Raw genomic sequence first — 17,020 nt, 5'->3', positions numbered from 1 at the left:
TTCTCTTACAGGTTCTTGGCGTAATCAGCGGGATCGAGGCCCATGCTCTTGCACAGCGCGAGTTGATCGGCTGTCAGGTGATTGGAAACCGCCGGATCGCTTGGGCCGACACCCGGCAGTGTCTCGCGAGACAGCTTGGCGAACGCCGCCGGGGCAACACTCGCGAAAGCATCGAAGCTGTCCGGGTTCTGCCGACACAGGGCCAAGCCCCACTCCCGTTGCGCCGGGGTTATCTTCCCCGCACAGATCGCCGCATCGACCTTTGCGACAGCCTGTCCATCGACGATGCTGGAGCGCACCGACGCCAGTGCCGTGGAAGCTTCATCATAGAGCGCCCGAGGCACATAGAGGGCCGGATCGGGGATGGCCGATGCGGTCGCCGTGCTGGTGCCGTCCTTCAGCTTCGCGATGGTGGCGAGGATGGCGGCGTGATCGGCGTTACCGGGCAGGCCCAGCGCCTCCAAGATCGCCAGAAGCGTGGAGTTCATCGTGTCTCCTTGAGACGATGCGAGAGCGGGAAGCATGGTCAGGGCGGGCCGATTGGTGAGGCCCGCGCCGATGATGCGGGTGACGGCGCGGTCCGGCGTGTGCTGGAAGGACGGCGACAGGAAGCGGTATTCCTTGGACGCGATGGCGTGGGAACCCGACAGCGTCCAATCGACCTTGCCCCAGATACCGCCGTCCCGGCTTTCCAGAGCCGTGATCCAGCCTGCGGCCGGCGCCGTGCCGCCCTTGGGCGCAGCCAGGTCGGCGGCGTGGTCGTAGTCGATGGCGAGCAGGCCATGCGGCGCGGACGCCATAGACGCCGCAATGACGGCACCGGCATCTTTCAGCATCCATCCAGGCCGTCCGTCGTTGGGCTGGACGTTGCCGGCGGGCAGCAGTTGGACCCACTCCGGCGCTTTCCCATCGCCCGGCAAGGGCATGGTCAGCGCGGAGCAGACGGAAGTTTCAGTCAGCGATGGCATGGGAATGTGTGTGGTGGTTGACGCCACCAGATTGCATTCCCTCCGAATTTTTTATCAGGAACCGAGTTTCAGCGGGAAAAAGACCCGGCTCACGCCGTTTACCACCACGCGGCTCAGCGTCAGACCTGAATTGTGACCGTTCACGGGGTGACGCCACCCCACCCCGTGTTCCGAACCCGCCGCAAGGGCGGGGACAGCGAGCCGGCGGCGCTATTTTCCCGGTCGTCTGAACGGTCTTTGGAAATCCTACGTCTGCCGGAATTTCCAAGCAAGAAGCGACAGTGCGGCAATCGCGGAGGCACGCCACCCTCCTCGTAACGGTCGGCGGTTTCCACGCCCACCGAACCGGACCGGCGATTTCCCGGTTGTCGCGATTGCCGCCGGATCAGCCTAGAAGCGGAGGGGTGATTCCTGCAAGCCGCTAGGAAGCCCATGGATGCGTTTTGGACTTCGCCTAGGGGAAGGGGGCGGGCAAGCGCCAGACCTGTTTAAAAACCTGTTTAAATGGGCTCAGAGAGGCATGCGGAGAAGGCGCCTACCTCTTTGCCCCGCGCACCCGCTGCCAGTACCGATGCAGAGCCGAACGGGACGGCACCCGGTCCACCCCGAACACGGCGATGGCGGCAGCTCGCACATCGTCCAGGGTCAGGCGGGTCAGCCGGTCATCAACGAAGCGCCGCAGTTCAACGTCGTCGTCAAGACGCGGACGAACGCCGCTCTTTACCGGCATCCGCTCATTCCAGAAGGCGACGATGCGTGACCGCGACCACCCACACTCATCCCCGAAACGGACGCGAACGGCCTTCTCGACGTCGGAAAAGGTCATCGTCCGAGGCGCTTCAAGGATGAAGGCTTGGATATCGCGGTCACGGTTCATCACGCGGCAACTCCCGCCGGCTTGCGATCCTGCATGCTCTTCAAAGCGGTGATGATCTTCTGAGCGTTGGCGGCGGGAATGAAGCGGACGGAGCTGACCTTGAACTTGCTTTCCAGCCATTTCCCAAGACTGGCGTCATCGCCCGTGCCGTTCGTGTAGTCCTTCCATAGGCGCCGAATGTAGGCGACCTGCCGGGGCGTCGCCATGTCCGCGCGATAGCCGAGGTTGGCCCGGTTCCAGGTGCTGCGGAAGCCGAGTTGCGACAGGCGGAACATGACCGCTTCGAAGCCGTCGTCGCTCAAGTCCTTGGAACTGGCGACGCCGCCATAGTTCCGCAGAAGGCTCCGGTAGTCCTCTTCGGTCAGCCCGAGTTGCTGACGCGCCACCTGGATTACGGCGATCTTGTTACGCGAAAGCGGCATGTTCAGCCCCCCTGTGCAGGCGATGCTTGATTTGAATGGCCTTATCGGTGGTCAACTCCAGAAGCGCGGCGCCATCCGCTTCGTCGCCGGTGGCGATCCGCTCCGACGCGGCGCGCGTGCAGGCGTCAAGCTGGCGCAGGTCGGTCACCAGCGACGGATGAGCGGCACCGAAGAGGTAGGCGGCACGGCGTTGCTCACGTTCGGCCAGCACGTCGGCGAAAATGGTCCTGAGTTCCGCGATTTCGTCGTCGAACAGCATGGCCTTACCCCCGCGCCATGGTGTCGGCGAGAAACAGATGCTCCACCGCGACGGCTTCACCTTCACCGGCAACCGCGCGCGCGTTGGAAAGAAGCTGTTCCACGCTGTGAAGCCCGATCCCCCCTTTCAGGCAGCGGGCGATCAGGTCATGCTCCCGCTTGCCGGACAGTCCCATGTGCTGGCACAGGGCCGTCACATCGCTGGCATCCGGTTTCGGCATGGGAAGCCGCTGACCGATCCGGGCGCGGAAGGCCGCGAAGGCATCGCCCGCACCGCTCCGCTTCCCGGAGCGTTCCGCCCACAGGGCTTCCATGTCGGGCGTGCCCACCAGGACGAAGCCGCACCGGGCTTCGTCCCACAGCTCGCGCACCACATGCACCAGCTCGGGCGTCATGTGGTTGGCTTCGTCGATGATGACCAGCACGCCGGGCTTGGCACGCAGGAAGCCAATCAGTTCCTCCGCCAGTTCCGCCTTACCCATGTGTGGGGCGTGCGGCAACCCGGCCGCCCGGCACAGCCGCACCAGGAAGGGCTGCGGCGTCGCCGCAAACACCGGCAACCGCATGTAGACGGTCGTTGCCCCGTGCGCGTCGGCATGGGCCTTCGCCGCCGTCGTCTTGCCGGTGCCCGTGGTGCCGACGATGACGCCGATCTGCCGCAGACGGCGGCACAGGGCCAGCGTGTCGCCCGCCTCCCGGAACGCCTGGATGGCGCAGGGCTTTTCCAGCGCGCCGGGATCAACTATGTTCGTAGGCTCAGTCATGTTACCTCACAGGCTGAAATCCGGGGTCGCTCCCGGTGCTGGCCGTCGGGTGACTGCAATCACCCGGCGGCTTTTCGTTGTGCGTCGCGTTCAAGGATCATCCGCCGCACATCCGTCGCACGCGGACGGGTGGGCTGTTCGGAGACGGTAGACAGGGCGCGCGTCGGCCGCGCGGCCTTGCGGAATTCGGGGCTGATGCTCGCCACGCCACCGGGCAACGCCGCCGGTGCCGTGCCGAACACGGCGACGGCATCGGCCATTGAGCGTTCCAGGTCGATCTGGTCGGTTTGGGCTTCGAGCGCGCGGATTTGGCGGTTGTATTCCGCTGTCATGCGCTGCTGTTCACCCGCTCCCCGAATGTCATCGAAGCTAAAGACGGGCACCGGAACCGCACGACACAAGAATTTGTTGTCGTCATCGAAGACGAACAGTTCATCGCGATTGCCGAATTGCGGCGCGCGGACAATGACGGTGCCGACACCGGCCAACACCAACAGTGCATCATCACGGTAGAGCTTACCGCTCCAGGTGAATTCACCACCGGGGCGCACCTTACGCGGTTCTTCGGTGCAGAACGCGACGGCCAGTTCTGCCGGGTCGAGCAACAGGCTTCGCCAGCCCGCCGAAACGAACTCGGCAAAGCGTGCCGATGGGGCCGCGCCATTCAAATGGCCGGACTGTGTCTTGCAGTGGTAGTAGGCAACGGCGTTCGCGAAGGATGCTTTGAAGTCGTCGAAGGTGCCAGGATAGGGCACAGAATCGCGGCCCTGATTTTCCACCTTCTTCTTCATCCGGTCGCCACCGATGTGACCGGGGATTTGCGCGAGAGCCGTGCGTTCAAGAACGGCGAACAGCGTCTCGATGACTTTGCTTTGCGGGTTGTAGGGCCGTGAACGGCGCATGCCAGCGTCGGCACCGAAATCCGTCACATCCCGAACCTCAACGGCGTGTTTGAGCTTCGTCAAGTCCGCAACGAAGTCACCCCAGTTGTATTCACCACCATGGTCAACATAGAGCCGCGTCGGCACGCCCCAATTTGGGTCCGCGCACATGTCCACAAAGGACTGAATAACATGCTCACGCCGGATCATCTGCCCCTTGGGCATCACGAACAGGCTGATGAAGGTGCGGTTGGTGGCGAGGTCCATCCAAGCCACGGCTTTGACCGTGCACAGCGATCCGTCGTCACGCCGGAAGGCGATGTCGATGTGGTGAACGTCGCCTGCAACCCACTCCATGGGCCGAAGGTGCGAACGGTCGCGATGCACACGAGGCGTCTGGATGGCGGCGGAACGGCCAGCGTCCTTGCGCCGGATGGCGACGGCCCGGTGGTTGCGTTCACCTTCGATCAAGGAACGCGGCAGCATGCACGCGGCCCGCAGTTCATCATCGGACGCGGCGCAACCAGCTTGGCGCATCAGCCCCATAACGAAGGGCAGGCTGTTCAACTGGACCGTGGGCCACGTCGGGGCGCCCGAACGCCACTGCGAAGCGACGTGCCGTTGCGCAGCCGACGCGATGCGCGCCTGTTCGGTTTCGCTCAACCCGGCGGCTTCGGCCAGGGCATCCCAGGTGCGGGAAATGACGACGCGCCGCTGCCCGCGATCCGCACGCGCCTTGCGCATCAAGCCAGCGAAGCCCGCAGCTTCGTACTCGGCGATCCAGGCGTACAGGGTGCGTTCCGAAACGGGTTGGCCGCGCCGCGCGCCGGACTGGTAGCGCGCCGTTTCGGCAATATTCGCTACGGCGGCGAAACGCTCCGATGAACCGCGCGGGTGTGCCAGGGCTTGTTTGATGACGGTGTGCCGCCATGCCCATTGCCCTTCAAGGCGCGGCGTGCCAGCAGGGCGTTCTTGGACTGGAAGGGGGTTTGTCACACAGTCCGAAGCAGAGATAGAGATAACTGCCCGACCCGTTGCACTATCGTTGGAACCCGCTGTGGGTAAGCTGTCAGTAGAAACCTCATACTGAATGCCGCTTCGACCACCACGACCATGCGCCAATCGCACGTTTAGATGATGCCCACGCCAGGGCTTCCCAGCATGCGCCCGAGCAAGCGCTTGCCGTGCCATTCGCTCAGAAATACCGACACCCATAGCGAAGGAGGTCGCGTCGATCCATGCGACGGTAGGGTTGCCTTCTATGGCGTGATATGCATTATAATGGGCATCCATGCATGATAGTATGGCACCTATTATAGTAGGTGGTCAACCTGAAAAAGAGGCATCTATGGTCGAGACTACCTTTGGCTCGCGGTTGCGGGACGCGCTTGCAGAAAGTGGAATGTCGCTGGCGGCGCTCAGTGATAGGGCTCAACTGGTCTACAGCTCAGTCCAGAATTATGCTTCTGACAAGCAAAACCCCGGCGCCGAAGCCCTCGCAAAAATTGCGCGCGCAACCGGTATCAATTTACACTGGCTGTTGACTGGAGAAGGAGAAAAATTCTTTAGGTCTGTTCCGACTATTGCGCGCGAAATAACTATGAGGGACTATCAGGAACTTCGCGCCCGTTTTAGCAATTTTGACAATGTATTTACATTTAAGAACCCATGGGAATTTGGAGATGTAAAAGAGAATATGCCAGAGTATGAAGCCATGTCGTTTCGTGGCGCTATTCGTGCGATGGAAAAACTTCGCATTGGTGATGTCCAGACGGTACTTGCTGGTCGCGATCTTGATCAGATGCCGTTGGATGAACTTAGCGATGCCTTTCGCCAAGTCATCAACACGGTTCAGCCGACCCACCGATAGCGTGATTGCACCAACTCAGGCCGGGCAACGTGTCCAAACGTTGCCCGGCCTTTTTTGTGTCTGACTGGCAAGGGCCGAACTAGGCTCCGCAATAGGTCCTCAATAGGCTCCGCAACAAGAAAACGGCTCCCGCTTGGGGGAGCCGTTTTCTTATATATCAATGGCTTATCTGACCATGCCGATTGCGGAGCCTGCCTCTGCAACGCCAAGCTATTGCGGCCCTGTTCGGCTTCATGTAACCCATTGATTAGAAAGTCGTTTTATCTTTGCCATTGCAGAATAATCTTGGTTTACCGTTGCAGAATAATTTCCGCTATATCACCGGTTTCCGTGTTGACAGCCGCAGCACGTCCGCATTGCGCAAGCGGCACCAGCCGTTCTCCCACAGCATGTTCCAGATGTCCGGTGAAGGAAACCGCCTTCGGTTCGGATGAACGAGGCGGCTCTCCTGTTTGCGCGGCGGCATCGCATGGCTTGGTGGCACGGGGTTTCCCACATACCGGTTTCCAGGAAGGCCGGTTTCCAGGAAGGCCGGAAGCAGCGACGGACCATGGCCCAGCGAAGGACAGCGGGAATGGCCGCCGGGATCCGTGGTTCGGCCAACCGACACTGATCATCGCTCAGCGCTGGGCCCCTACTACCGCATCGGCGGTCTTCGGCGGTGCGTTTCCCCGCCAACCAGCAGCCGCCTCCGCCCCCTCCCCAGTCAGAAGAACTTCCGAACCAGGCTGTCAGTTCGGACAGGTGGCGCGTCAAACGCCAACAGCGCTCCGGTGCTTTTGGTACACCCCATAAACAGTCACAAAACATATTCCCTGAATGCTGTTCAGACCTCACATTTACTGGCCGTTTCCAGTTACGATTTGTGACGATTTTAAATATTAGAAAATGTTGATTATGAACAGTCAGCATTTATTATGGTTTCATCTTGTCGAAAAGGCGAAATGCACGTTACGATTGGATCGTGCAATCCATTGGCCACAACACTGCGCCCCGCTTGCAAGGTGAATCGCCCATGCCGCCGCCGTCACGCCTTGAGTCGATCCGTCAGAGCCTGCTGTCGGGCGGTCGCCTTCCGGCCATGGTTGCGGCCCCCATCGCGCTCGGCGTGTCGCTGGCCGGAAGCGCGGCGTCGGCGGAAACGCTGTCCACGGTCCAGAGCGAGATCTTCGAGCCGACCGGAAGCAGCATTCTCATCACCAGCACCGGCGGCGTGATCGACAGCGGCACCGGCAACGGCGTCAACGACCAGTCCACCGGCGTGTGGGTCAAATCTTCCGGCGGCTGGACCCTGACCAACCAGGGCACGATCAAAATATCGCTCGAAGCGAACTACTCCCAGGCCGACGGCATTTACGGCGAGCACAACGGCACCGTGATCAATTCCGGACGGGTCGAGGCGCCGAACACATTCGCAGGCATCGTGTTCGCCACCTCGTTGCATGGCCTGCCGTCGGTGCTCGAGAACACCGGAACGGTCATCGGCAACTGGATCGCCGTCAAATCCGACCATCCGCTCAACCTCACCAACGGGTCGCCGTCCAACACGACGGCGTTGATCAAGAACGTGCGGCCGGCGACGGATTCCTTGCAGGCGGATTACCCGGCGGTCACGGTCAACGGGCTGAACGGGACCTCCGTCATCACCAACCACGGCACGATCATCGGTACCGCCGACGCGCTGTCCGTCAGCGGTGGGTCGACCATCGTCAACCATGGAACGATCGCCGCCGGAAACGGCTACAGCGCGATCAGGACGGTGGACGGTGGAACCGGCAGCCTCATCAACCTGAAAAACGGCAGCCTCCTGGTCGGCGGCATCCAAGCCGCGGGGAGCAATCAGGTCCTGCGGTTGGAGGGAAGCGGCAGCCTGTCCGGACCGGTGTCCGGCCTGACCACCCTGACCGTGGACGCAACCGAGTGGACGCTGGGCGGCGCAAGCTCGGCCACCACCACGAACGTCCAGACCGGCACGCTGCGCGTCAACGGCTCCCTCACCACGGCGCTGCAACTCAGCAGCGGCACGACGCTCGCCGGAACCGGAACGGTCGTGGGGACCGTGACCAGCCCGTCCGGCACCACCCTGTCGCCCGGCGGCTCCAGCACGCCCGGAACCCTGACGATCACCGGCAACTACACGCAGGACAGCGGCAGCACGCTGGCGATCCGGACGACCTCATCCACCGCCAGCAAGCTGGCCGTCACCGGCACGGCCACCATGGGCGGCGCGCTGTCGGTCACCTCCACCGGGAGCGGGTACGGCGACAACACGACCTACACCATCCTGACCGCGACGGGCGGCCTGTCCGGCGCCTTCACCGCCGTCACCAACAGCGACGCGACGCTGGCCCCGACGGCCACCTTCGATACGGCGAACAATCAGATTCAGCTCACCCTGACCAAAGTGACGCCGCCGCCGCCGGCACCGGCACCGCCACCTCCGCCAGCACCACCACCACCGCCGCCGCCGCCACCACCACCCACTCCCACCCCCGATCCTGATCCCACTCCGACTCCGCCACCTCCGCCACCGCCACCGCCACCGCCACCGCCACCGCCACCGCCGACCGGCGTGATCGACACCAGCCGCCCAAGCTTCACCGACAGCGACAGCGCGGTCCAGGGCAGCACGATCACCTTCGACGGCGGCACGCTGCGCCCGAGCGCGCCACTGACGGTCGGCCAATCGGTCACCGTGACCGATCGGGGCGGCACCATCACACCGGAAGGCAGATCCGTCACGCTTGCGGGCGCCGTCGGCGGCAGCGGCGCGCTGGCGGTGTCCGGTCCGGGCGCGCTGGTCGTCTCCGGCCAGCTTGCCAACGCGGGCGGCCTGTCCGTCGCCAACGGCGCGGCCCTGACCATCGAGAAGAGCGGCGTGGTCGCCGGCGGTGCGCTGGCCGTGAACAGCGGCGGCAGCGCGACGGTCGGCGGCATCGTCGCGGTCCCGGTGACGGTCGCTCCCAACAGCACCGTTGCCGTGGTCGAGGGCGGCGGCGTCGGCGGCACGCTGACGGTCCAGGGCGGAACCCTGACCGTCGCCGCCTATGGTGCGGTCAACGGGGCGGTCACCGTAACCTCCGGCGGCAACGCCACCCTGGCCGGTGCCGTCATGGCCCCGGTCACGGTCGGCGAGGGCACCGTCACCGTGGCCGCCACGGGCAGCACCGGCACGGTCACCGTGGGGGACGGCGGATCGGTGTCCGTCAACGGGGTGATCGCCGGCTCCCTCACCACCAGCGCCGGCTCGACCTTCGGCGGCGGCGGCACGGTCCTTGGCCCGGCGACACTGTCCGGCACCCTGTCGCCGGGCAACTCTCCCGGCGTTCTGACCTTCCAGTCGGCCGTGACGCTGACCGGCACCAGCGTTCTGCGCGCCGAGATCGACGGCCCGGCCGCCGGTTTCGGCGCCGGTCGGCACGACCAGATCCGGGCGCAGGGAGCGGCCTTCACCGCCGCCGGCACGCTGGTCCCCGTGCTGCGCGGCATCAGCGGCGACGCCACCAACGCCTACACCGCGACGCTGGGTCAGAGCTTCACCATCGTCCAGGCGGACAACGGCGTGTCCGGCGGCTTCGCCGCCGTGACGCAGCCGGAGGCGGGGCTGGAGGCCGGCACCCGCTTCGACACGCTGTACGATGCCACCGCCATCCGGCTGGTGGTCACCCCGACCGGCTACGCGGCCCATGGCGGGACGCCCAACCGGCGGGCCGCCGGCGCGGCGGTGGACGCGCTGCGCCCCGCCGCCGGGGCGCGGCTGGAGGGCGTCGCCGCCCCGCTGTTCGGCGGACTCTACGGCCTGCCGGGCAGCGGCATCGCCGGGGCGCTCGACCAGCTCTCGGGCAAGCTGCACGCCGACACGCTGGCCGCCGACCGCAACAGCCGCCGCCTGTTCGGGAGCGCGGTGGAAAGCCGCTTGGCGGCGCTGCGTGGCGGCGAGGCGGCCTCGTCCGGCGTCCGGCTGGACGGTGGTGGCAACGGCACGCGCGCCGTCGGTGCGATTGGCGGGACCGGCGGCGGAACCCACGGTCCGGGCGGCGTGTGGGGCCAGCCGCTGGCGGCCTATGGCCGGACCGGTTCGGACGGCAACGCCGCCGGCTCCACCGAACGGATCGGCGGTTTCCTGCTGGGCGTCGACCGCAGCAGTGAGGACGGCGTGAGCGGCGGCGTGGCGCTCGGCTATCTGCGCAACCGCGTCACCTCCCGCGACGGGCTGGGCAAGGCCGACGTGGACAGCTACCAGGCGACGCTCTACGGCTCCTGGAGCCTGCGCGGCGCGGCGGACAGCCCCTATGTGGAGGGCGCCGTCGGCTACGGCCACGCCCGCTACGACACGTCGCGCGGCGTCGTCTTCGGCGGGCTGGCGCAGGGCGCCACCGGCACGGCGGACGGTCATGATTTTTCCGTCGAGCTCGCCGCCGGGCACCGCATGGCGTTCGCCGGGTCGGGCAGCGCCTGGATCGAGCCGCGGGCCGGTCTGCGCTTCGACCGGATCACCCGCGAGGGGTTCCGGGAGTCGGGCGGCGGCGTGGCGCTGGAGGTCGAGGCGGCGGGCTGGACCAGCCTGCGCAGCGCGGTCGGCGTGCGTGCCGGCACCAGCGTGACGGTCGGCGGCTGGCGCCTGGCGCCGAGCGCTGCCCTGGCGTGGGAGCACGACTTCGCCGACGCCACGGCGACCACCACCAACCGGCTGGGCGGTGCGGCTTTCGCCGCCGACGCCAGCAAGCCGGGCCGCGACGCCCTGGTGATCGGTGCCGGGCTGGGCGTGGCCCTGAACGACCGGCTGAGCGCCACCGTCGGCGTCCAGGACGCGATCCGCGCCCGCGAGAACAGCCTGTCGGCGACCGCCGGCCTGAAGTGGACGCTGTGAGGGGGCCGATGGCGGTGCGCAAGGTCGTCATCGCAGGGGCACTGGCTGCGCTCCCCCTTCTCGCGGGCGGGGCGCCCGCCGGGGCGGTGGAGCCGGGCAGGACCTTCGGCGACTGGCAGACCGAATGCGAGACGCCCGCCGACGGGAAGCCGCGCTGCTTCCTGTCGCAGACCCGCGTGGTGGAGAACAAGGAGGCGAAGCAGGCCACCCGCATCCTCAAGGTGTCGGTGGGCTATTTCGCCGCGGACGGCAAGGGGGTGATCGTGGTGATCCTGCCGCTGGGCGTCGATCTGCGCGCCGGGGCGGCCCTGACCATCGACGACGGCAAGCCGCTGCCCCTCGCCTACCAGCAATGCGTCCAGGACGGCTGCCTCGCCAACGCCCCGATGGACGAGGCGGCGTTGACCGCGCTGCGCCGGTCCAAGGGGGCGCGGATCACCCTCCGTCCTTACGGCGGCGCGCAGTCCCTGGCCTTCCCGATCTCCACCAAGGGGGTCACCGACGGGCTGGCCGCCCTGAAGCCCTGAGCGTGCCGCCAGCCACCGCGGCGGCGGCGCCGCGGACGGCCTCGTCCCATTGTCCGGGCGCCGGCTGCCGATGCAGGGTGACGGTGGGGTACCAGGGCGTGTCGCCACGGCCGAGCAGCCAGCGCCAGTCCGGCGCGTGGGGCAGCAGGAGCGCGGTCGGGCGCCCCATCGCCCCGGCCAGATGGGCGACCGCCGTGTCGACGCAGACCACATGGTCGAGCTGCGCCAGAACCGCCATGGTGTCGGCGAAGCTCTCCAGCTCCAGCCCCAGATTGACCAGCGGCGCCGTTCCATAGACGCGGGCGGCCTCGGCCTGCGCCGGGCCCTTCTGGAGCGACACCAGAACCGTCCTCTCCAGCGCAAGGAGGGGCGACAGCCGCGCCAGCGGCATGGAGCGGTTGCGGTCGTTCCCGTGGGTCGGGCGACCGGCCCAGACCAGCCCGACGCGGCGGTAGCCGCTGGGCAGCAGCCCGGCCAGGCGCCCCTTCCAGCGCTCCACCCGCTCCGGCTCGGCCCGCAGATAGGGGACCGCGGCCGGGATCGTCCCGAGCGCCGTGCCGAACAGCCCCGGCAGGCTGGACAGCGCGGCCCAGGCGTCGAAGGGCGGCGCCTCTTCCCAGGCGGTGAAGGCCCGGTGCCCGCCGGGAAGCGAGCGGATCACCGGCAGCATCTCCGGGCTGCAGGCAACCGCCGGATTCGGGCAGAGCGCCGCCGCCATCGGCAGGTAGCGCGCGAACTGGATGCTGTCGCCGAAGCCCTGGTCGGCGACCAGCAGAAGGGCGCCGCGGGGCATGGGCCGCCCATCCCAGGGCCGCGCGGCAGCCTGCCCGCATCGCTTTTGAATCGCGGGCGGCACCGGCGGCGGCACGCCGGGAAGGCGCCAGCGCCATTCATACTCCCGCCAGCCCTCCTCCAACCTCCCGGAGAGCAGCAGCCCCTCCGCCAGTTCGAAATGCGGAGCCGGCCAATCCGGGCGGAGCCGGACGGCCCGCCGCTCGCAGGTCATCGACGCCCCGATCTCCAGCCGGTCGTGAAGCGCGACCCCCAGATTGTACCAGCCCGCCGCGTCGCCGGGATCGAGCGCGGCGGCCTGGCGGCCATGGGCGGCGGCCTCGTCCAGCCGGCCCTCGCGGCGGCGGATTTCGCACAGGTCGCTGTGGGATGGGAGCACGGGCATGGCGGCTACAGGCTGTAGCCCAGCCCGTGGATGGCCGGCTCCAGGATCGGGATCACCGGCTTCAGATGGGTCCTGTAGGCGCGGTGGCGGTCGACGGAGCGGCCGTGGAGCTTCTCCGCGACCTTGGCGTGGCCGGGCGTGCGGGCGTAGCGCCGGTTCTCATCGAAACGCAGGCAGCGCCGGTCGAAGCCCAGCCCGAGGAAGCCAAGCAACCGCCGCACCGCCGGTTCCGGCTCGCGCACCATATCCTCGTAGCGGAGCGGCAGGTAGCGCAGCGGCATCTCGCGCCGGTAATGCTCCACCAGATCGTACACCCGCAACACATGGCGGGCCGCCGTCTCCGGATCGTTGGCGCAATGGAAGCCGTGGGTCAGGTTGGTTCCCATCATCGACAGCACCACGTCGAGCGGGTGGCGCAGAACATGGACGACCGGCGCGGTGGGGAACATCAGGGCGATCAGGCCGAGATGCGTCTCGTTGAACGGCATCCTGTCGGTGAACAGGGTGTGGCCGGGCTTGGGCTGGACCAGCTTGCGGGCGTGGCGCAGGTAGGCGTCGCGCAGCCGCTCCAGCCCGTCGCGCTGGTCGCCCATCCACAGCTCCGACAGCGCTTCGGGATAGGCCAGCGGGCTGCCCAGAATCCGCGGCAGCGCCTGGACCACCGCGCCGAGGGACGGCAATTCGTCCCCAGCGGCGACCGCCGGGTGGCAGGACAGGATCCGCTCGACCAGCGTGGTGCCGGAACGCGGGGCGCCCGCGACGAAGACCGGCTGCGCCCCGGCGGCCGGCGTGTCCGGACGCGGCATCAGGCGCAGGCGCGGCGCGACGAAGAAGCTGGCGAGGCGCGCGATCAGGTCCACCGCCGGCTCCTCGCCGTAGCGGCGCCCGGCCTGCCGCAGCAGGGCCTTGCCGGCGGCGAAGGCGGCGAACGCCTCGTCGTGACGGCCCATCCGGTCGAGAACGCGCCCCTTCTCCAGCAGTGCGTCGGGGTCGGCACCATGTTGGGCGGCGGCGTCGAGCACCGCCAGGGCCCGTTCCGGCTCGCCGCGCCGGGCCAGCAGGGCCGCCGCGAAGGTGCTGGCGCCGCGATGGCCGGGGTCGAGGCGCCGGGCGCGCTCCACAAACCGCTGCGCGGCAGGGAGATCGCGGGCCGCGTCCTCGGTCTGCGCCCAGCCGTGCCAGGTCAGGGCGATGGACGGGTGCAGGGCCACGGCCCGCCGGTAGGTCCGCCGGGCCTCGTCCAGACGGCCCTGCCGCATCAGGCTCCAGGCGAGATTCGCCACCGTCGCGGCGTCCGGCGGCGCCAGGGCCAGCGCCCGGCGGTAATGAAACTCGGCGGCCTGGGGCCGGCGGGTCTCGGCCAGGACCAGCGCCATCAGCGCATGGGAACGCGCGCTTTCCGGCGCCAGCCGGACCGCGTTGCGGGCGTGGACCTCGGCCTCCGCCGCGCGGCCCGTCCGGAACAGAAGCCCGGCAAGCTCCTGCGTCACCGGAAGGTCGTCGGGCGCGGCCCGCAACCGCCGCTCCAGCGCCGCGGCGTCGGGGGAGGCGCTTGGAAGGTCGTCGGGCATGATCGGCAAGACGGGCGGGCGCCATGGCGGTTGGACGCCCGCATGGGCGCGTGGTGCGGCGCAGGATAATGAAGAGCCGAAGCGACGGCAAGCCGCCGGAGCCTTCCCTGTCCATCATCACCGCACGCCCATGCGGATCCGCGTCGTCCCCCCAGCCGAGCCGGGCGGCCATTCCCGCGACCGGAAGCCCCTTCGCCGCTCCGGTCAGCCGATGATCGCGCGCAGCCGCGTCAACTGTTCGCCGGAGAGGCGGGCGAACTTCACCGTATCCTTCTCCACGGTCGCGCGGACGCTGGAACCCACCGTCTCCAGCATCGAGGACGGCTTCTGATGCAGCAGGGCCAGCGCCGCCTCCACCATGGCCACCTGCGCGGCCATGTCCTCGCTGTGCTCCGAGCCCATCAGCGCCGCCTTGGCCGCCTCCAGCTCTCCGGCCAGATCGTCGACGTAGGCGATGGGCCTTCCGCTCAGGGCGTCGCGGACAGCCGACACGGCCCCCTCGACCAGTCTCCGGATGCGGAGGTCCGGGATGATGTCCAGCTTCTCGTCAACGAAGTCGGCCGAGACGGTGGCCGCGTGCCACGCCGGCACGAGATCGCTCGAACCGAGAAACTTCAGCATCTCGATCGCAGGCAGCTTGGTCTCCAGGACCTCGTGCAGCGAGGCCTGGGTCCGGCCGGCGGAGAGGCGCGTCAGGTCGGCCTCGTCGTATTTCCCGCAGGGGATCGCGTGCAGGGCGCCGGGGATGTCGATCCGCCGGTCCCCCACATCCACCCGCGACAATCCGGCCAGGCGGGCGGCCAGAAGGTCGGCCAGCGACCCGCTCCGGTCGGAAGCCGAGCGCAACCCGTCCGGGCTGGTCCTGACGGCCGCGACGTCGCTGATCAACCAATAGGTGTTGGCGTCGCCGGCCTGCGGGAACGAAACCCCATCGCTGTAGGAGTCATTGGTGAGTAAGGCGCGGAATGCGTCCTTGGTGTTCCCGTCCAACACGGGCCCGCCGCTGTTGCTGGCGCTGTAGCCGATGCTCCAATTGAGCTGGACGGTCGTGATCCGGTCCCACAGAAGATATCGGACATAGCCGGTCGTGCCCGTGGCCGTATCGCTCATGCCGGTCGAAATGTAGGTGTCGGTGGCGCCGGAGGCGATCGTTTCGGCTGATTGCTGCTTCCACTTCCCATGCGACAGGTCGTAGGCGAGCCGCCACATCATGCCTTGGGTCGCGTTCTTGACGTGCAGGGTGATCTTTCGCTTTTCGGCCATTTATCGTCTCCCGATTGATGCGAGGTTGTGCGCGGCGCGCGTGCCGGCCCGGAGACCGGGCTAGATCGGAAACACACCGCTCTTGGTGGGAATCGAGGGGGCAGGGGCTTCGCCCACCCAGTCGGGCCTGCCGGTGCCGAAGGGTATCCAGAAGAAGGAATAGGTCGGCTTGACCACGCTGGTCTCGGTCTCCATGGCGAAGCCGATGGTGAACCTCTCGCCCTTGCGGACCGGCAGATTGAGGCTCTGGTTGTTCGAGCCCATCCAGAGCTGTCTTCCATTCGGCACGAAGCAGAAGACGGTCGAGCCGCCGGTCGCCGTCACGGTCTGGTCGCCGCTGCTTGCCCAGATCCACCCCAACTGCGCCCGCGTCGGGAAATTTCCGGAGCACTGGATGTTTCCGATCACATAGCCGTCGGTGGTGGCCGCGTAGATGCCGAGCCGCTCGGTCAGGGAGAGCCGCTCGCCCAGGATGGCGACGGGGCCGACGGCCGACAGGGCGCCGCTGACGGCGAGGCTGCTCTGCGCGGTCAGGGCGCCCGTCGCGTTCACGGTGCCGGTGACGGCGAGGTTACCGGCAACGTCGAGGTTGCCGGTGACGCCGAGAGCGCCGGTGACGGTGGTGTCCTTGAGCGCGGTCTGGCCGCTGGCGACGGTCAGCGCGGCGGCGGGCGGTGCGGCGGTAAGGGTCGTGGCGCCGCTCACGTTCAGGGCGCCGGTGAGCGTTGACGGTCCCGCGACCTTGAGTTCGTGCGGCGTCAGGATCGCCGGATCGGCGATGGTGACGGTCAGGCTGGCGTAGAGCTTGGAGCCGAGCCCGAGCCCGAGGTCCCCATCGGCCTCGGCGTCCTCCCCCACCATCGGCAGCGATGCCGCCAGCACCAGGGTGGTGTCGGCCGCCAGCCCCGCGTCGATCGACCGCCCCTTGTCGCCGCCGCTCCAGATCTCCCCCGTCTTGTCGGAGTAGAGCGTGAAATGGGTGCCGCTGCTCTCCCAGGACAGCACGATCTTGTCGCCACGGTTGAACTGCGTGCACGGAACCCCCGGCTTGCCGTCGGCGGTCGCCATGAAATTGCGGAGGAACAGGCTGAGGGTGGTGACCGGAACCGGCAGATCGGTCTCCTTCTCCGTGAAGGACGACGGGGAGGTGCCGGACTCCTCGATGACCACGATGGTGCTGGTGGTCACCTCCGACGTGGTGTGCCCGGTGATGGTGAATTCCAGGTCGTAGGTGATCTGCTGGTGTTCCTCATCCTCGCAGTGGAACTTGAAATATTTCGCGTCGCCCACGCCCAGCCCGTAATCGGCGGCGGCAACGACCTTCTCCTCGGATGGCACCCAATTCCGGTTGTTGTATTCGACGGTGGGGCCGGGCGAGGCGAGGAAGAGATAGTCCGGATCCGGCGCTGTCTTCACGATGAAGGTAAGAGCCCTGCACCAGCACGGGGTCGCGCCCTGGCGCGGGTTGATGATCACGCTTCCGCTCTGGTTGACCTGCAACGTCTCGGGCAGGAAGGATGTCTGGTAGGTCAAAAGGGCGTCGGTCATGGTGCACCTGTCTTGTGTTTGGGT

At 67.3% G+C, this 17,020-nt stretch carries 13 protein-coding genes; 3 read left to right on the top strand and 10 right to left on the bottom strand.

From position 1 onward, the window contains the following. Positions 1-5: 5 nt before the first annotated feature. From JN22_RS02770 to JN22_RS35140, 6 genes are all read right to left on the bottom strand, one after another. A complete protein-coding gene (locus JN22_RS02770) occupies positions 6-995 on the bottom strand; it encodes a phage protease (protein WP_143268117.1) in 990 nt (329 codons plus the stop codon). 508 nt (positions 996-1,503) lie between these two features. Then, positions 1,504-1,845 carry a hypothetical protein gene (locus tag JN22_RS02765; protein ID WP_085552429.1) on the bottom strand — a complete coding sequence of 114 codons (342 nt, stop codon included), beginning with the start codon at positions 1,843-1,845 and terminating at the stop codon, positions 1,504-1,506. After that, the gene (locus tag JN22_RS02760) at positions 1,845-2,267 is read right to left on the bottom strand and encodes a regulatory protein GemA (protein WP_085552428.1); all 423 of its coding nucleotides are present in this window, start codon (positions 2,265-2,267) and stop codon (positions 1,845-1,847) included. The genes JN22_RS02765 and JN22_RS02760 overlap by 1 nt, the downstream gene beginning before the upstream one ends. Further along, complete coding sequence (locus tag JN22_RS02755; protein WP_085552427.1) at positions 2,251-2,526, bottom strand: hypothetical protein; 276 nt, start codon at positions 2,524-2,526, stop codon at positions 2,251-2,253. Before JN22_RS02755 ends, JN22_RS02760 begins: the two co-directional genes overlap by 17 nt. Before the next feature lie 4 nt (positions 2,527-2,530). Beyond that, positions 2,531-3,289 (bottom strand): AAA family ATPase, encoded by a 759-nt coding sequence (locus JN22_RS02750; RefSeq protein ID WP_085552426.1) that lies wholly within the window; start codon positions 3,287-3,289, stop codon positions 2,531-2,533. Positions 3,290-3,348: 59 nt separating this feature from the next. Beyond that, the gene (locus JN22_RS35140; protein ID WP_179166024.1) at positions 3,349-5,166 is read right to left on the bottom strand and encodes a Mu transposase C-terminal domain-containing protein; all 1,818 of its coding nucleotides are present in this window, start codon (positions 5,164-5,166) and stop codon (positions 3,349-3,351) included. Between the two features lie 352 nt (positions 5,167-5,518). Between JN22_RS35140 and JN22_RS02740 the strand changes: the two genes are divergently transcribed. The 3 genes from JN22_RS02740 (at position 5,519) to JN22_RS02730 (ending at position 11,437) form a co-directional block, all read left to right on the top strand. After that, entirely contained in the window at positions 5,519-6,040 is a 522-nt protein-coding gene (locus JN22_RS02740) for a helix-turn-helix domain-containing protein (protein WP_179166023.1), read from the top strand. Positions 6,041-7,055: 1,015 nt separating this feature from the next. Beyond that, positions 7,056-10,910: an autotransporter domain-containing protein gene (locus JN22_RS02735; protein ID WP_085552423.1), complete on the top strand. Its 3,855-nt coding sequence runs from the start codon at positions 7,056-7,058 to the stop codon at positions 10,908-10,910. A gap of 8 nt (positions 10,911-10,918) precedes the next feature. Further along, the gene (locus JN22_RS02730) at positions 10,919-11,437 is read left to right on the top strand and encodes an invasion associated locus B family protein (RefSeq protein ID WP_085552422.1); all 519 of its coding nucleotides are present in this window, start codon (positions 10,919-10,921) and stop codon (positions 11,435-11,437) included. Here JN22_RS02730 and JN22_RS02725 read toward each other — a convergent pair. The 4 genes from JN22_RS02725 to JN22_RS02710 all read right to left on the bottom strand — a co-directional run bounded on the left by JN22_RS02725 (position 11,406) and on the right by JN22_RS02710 (position 16,996). Then, positions 11,406-12,614: a glycosyltransferase family 9 protein gene (locus JN22_RS02725; RefSeq protein ID WP_085552421.1), complete on the bottom strand. Its 1,209-nt coding sequence runs from the start codon at positions 12,612-12,614 to the stop codon at positions 11,406-11,408. The two genes, JN22_RS02730 and JN22_RS02725, sit on opposite strands and share 32 nt — an antisense overlap. 5 nt (positions 12,615-12,619) lie before the next feature. After that, positions 12,620-14,185 (bottom strand): tetratricopeptide repeat-containing sulfotransferase family protein, encoded by a 1,566-nt coding sequence (locus JN22_RS02720; protein ID WP_143268116.1) that lies wholly within the window; start codon positions 14,183-14,185, stop codon positions 12,620-12,622. Between the two features lie 204 nt (positions 14,186-14,389). Continuing rightward, positions 14,390-15,448 carry a hypothetical protein gene (locus tag JN22_RS02715; protein WP_085552419.1) on the bottom strand — a complete coding sequence of 353 codons (1,059 nt, stop codon included), beginning with the start codon at positions 15,446-15,448 and terminating at the stop codon, positions 14,390-14,392. Between the two features lie 60 nt (positions 15,449-15,508). After that, entirely contained in the window at positions 15,509-16,996 is a 1,488-nt protein-coding gene (locus JN22_RS02710) for a hypothetical protein (RefSeq protein ID WP_085552418.1), read from the bottom strand. Between the last annotated feature and the right edge of the window lie 24 nt (positions 16,997-17,020).

The sequence above is a fragment of the Azospirillum agricola genome (genome assembly GCF_020005195.1).
In the GTDB taxonomy this organism is placed as follows: domain Bacteria; phylum Pseudomonadota; class Alphaproteobacteria; order Azospirillales; family Azospirillaceae; genus Azospirillum; species Azospirillum agricola.
The sequence above is the reverse complement of the archived record's forward strand: the minus strand, read 5'-3'. Positions and strand labels throughout refer to the sequence as shown.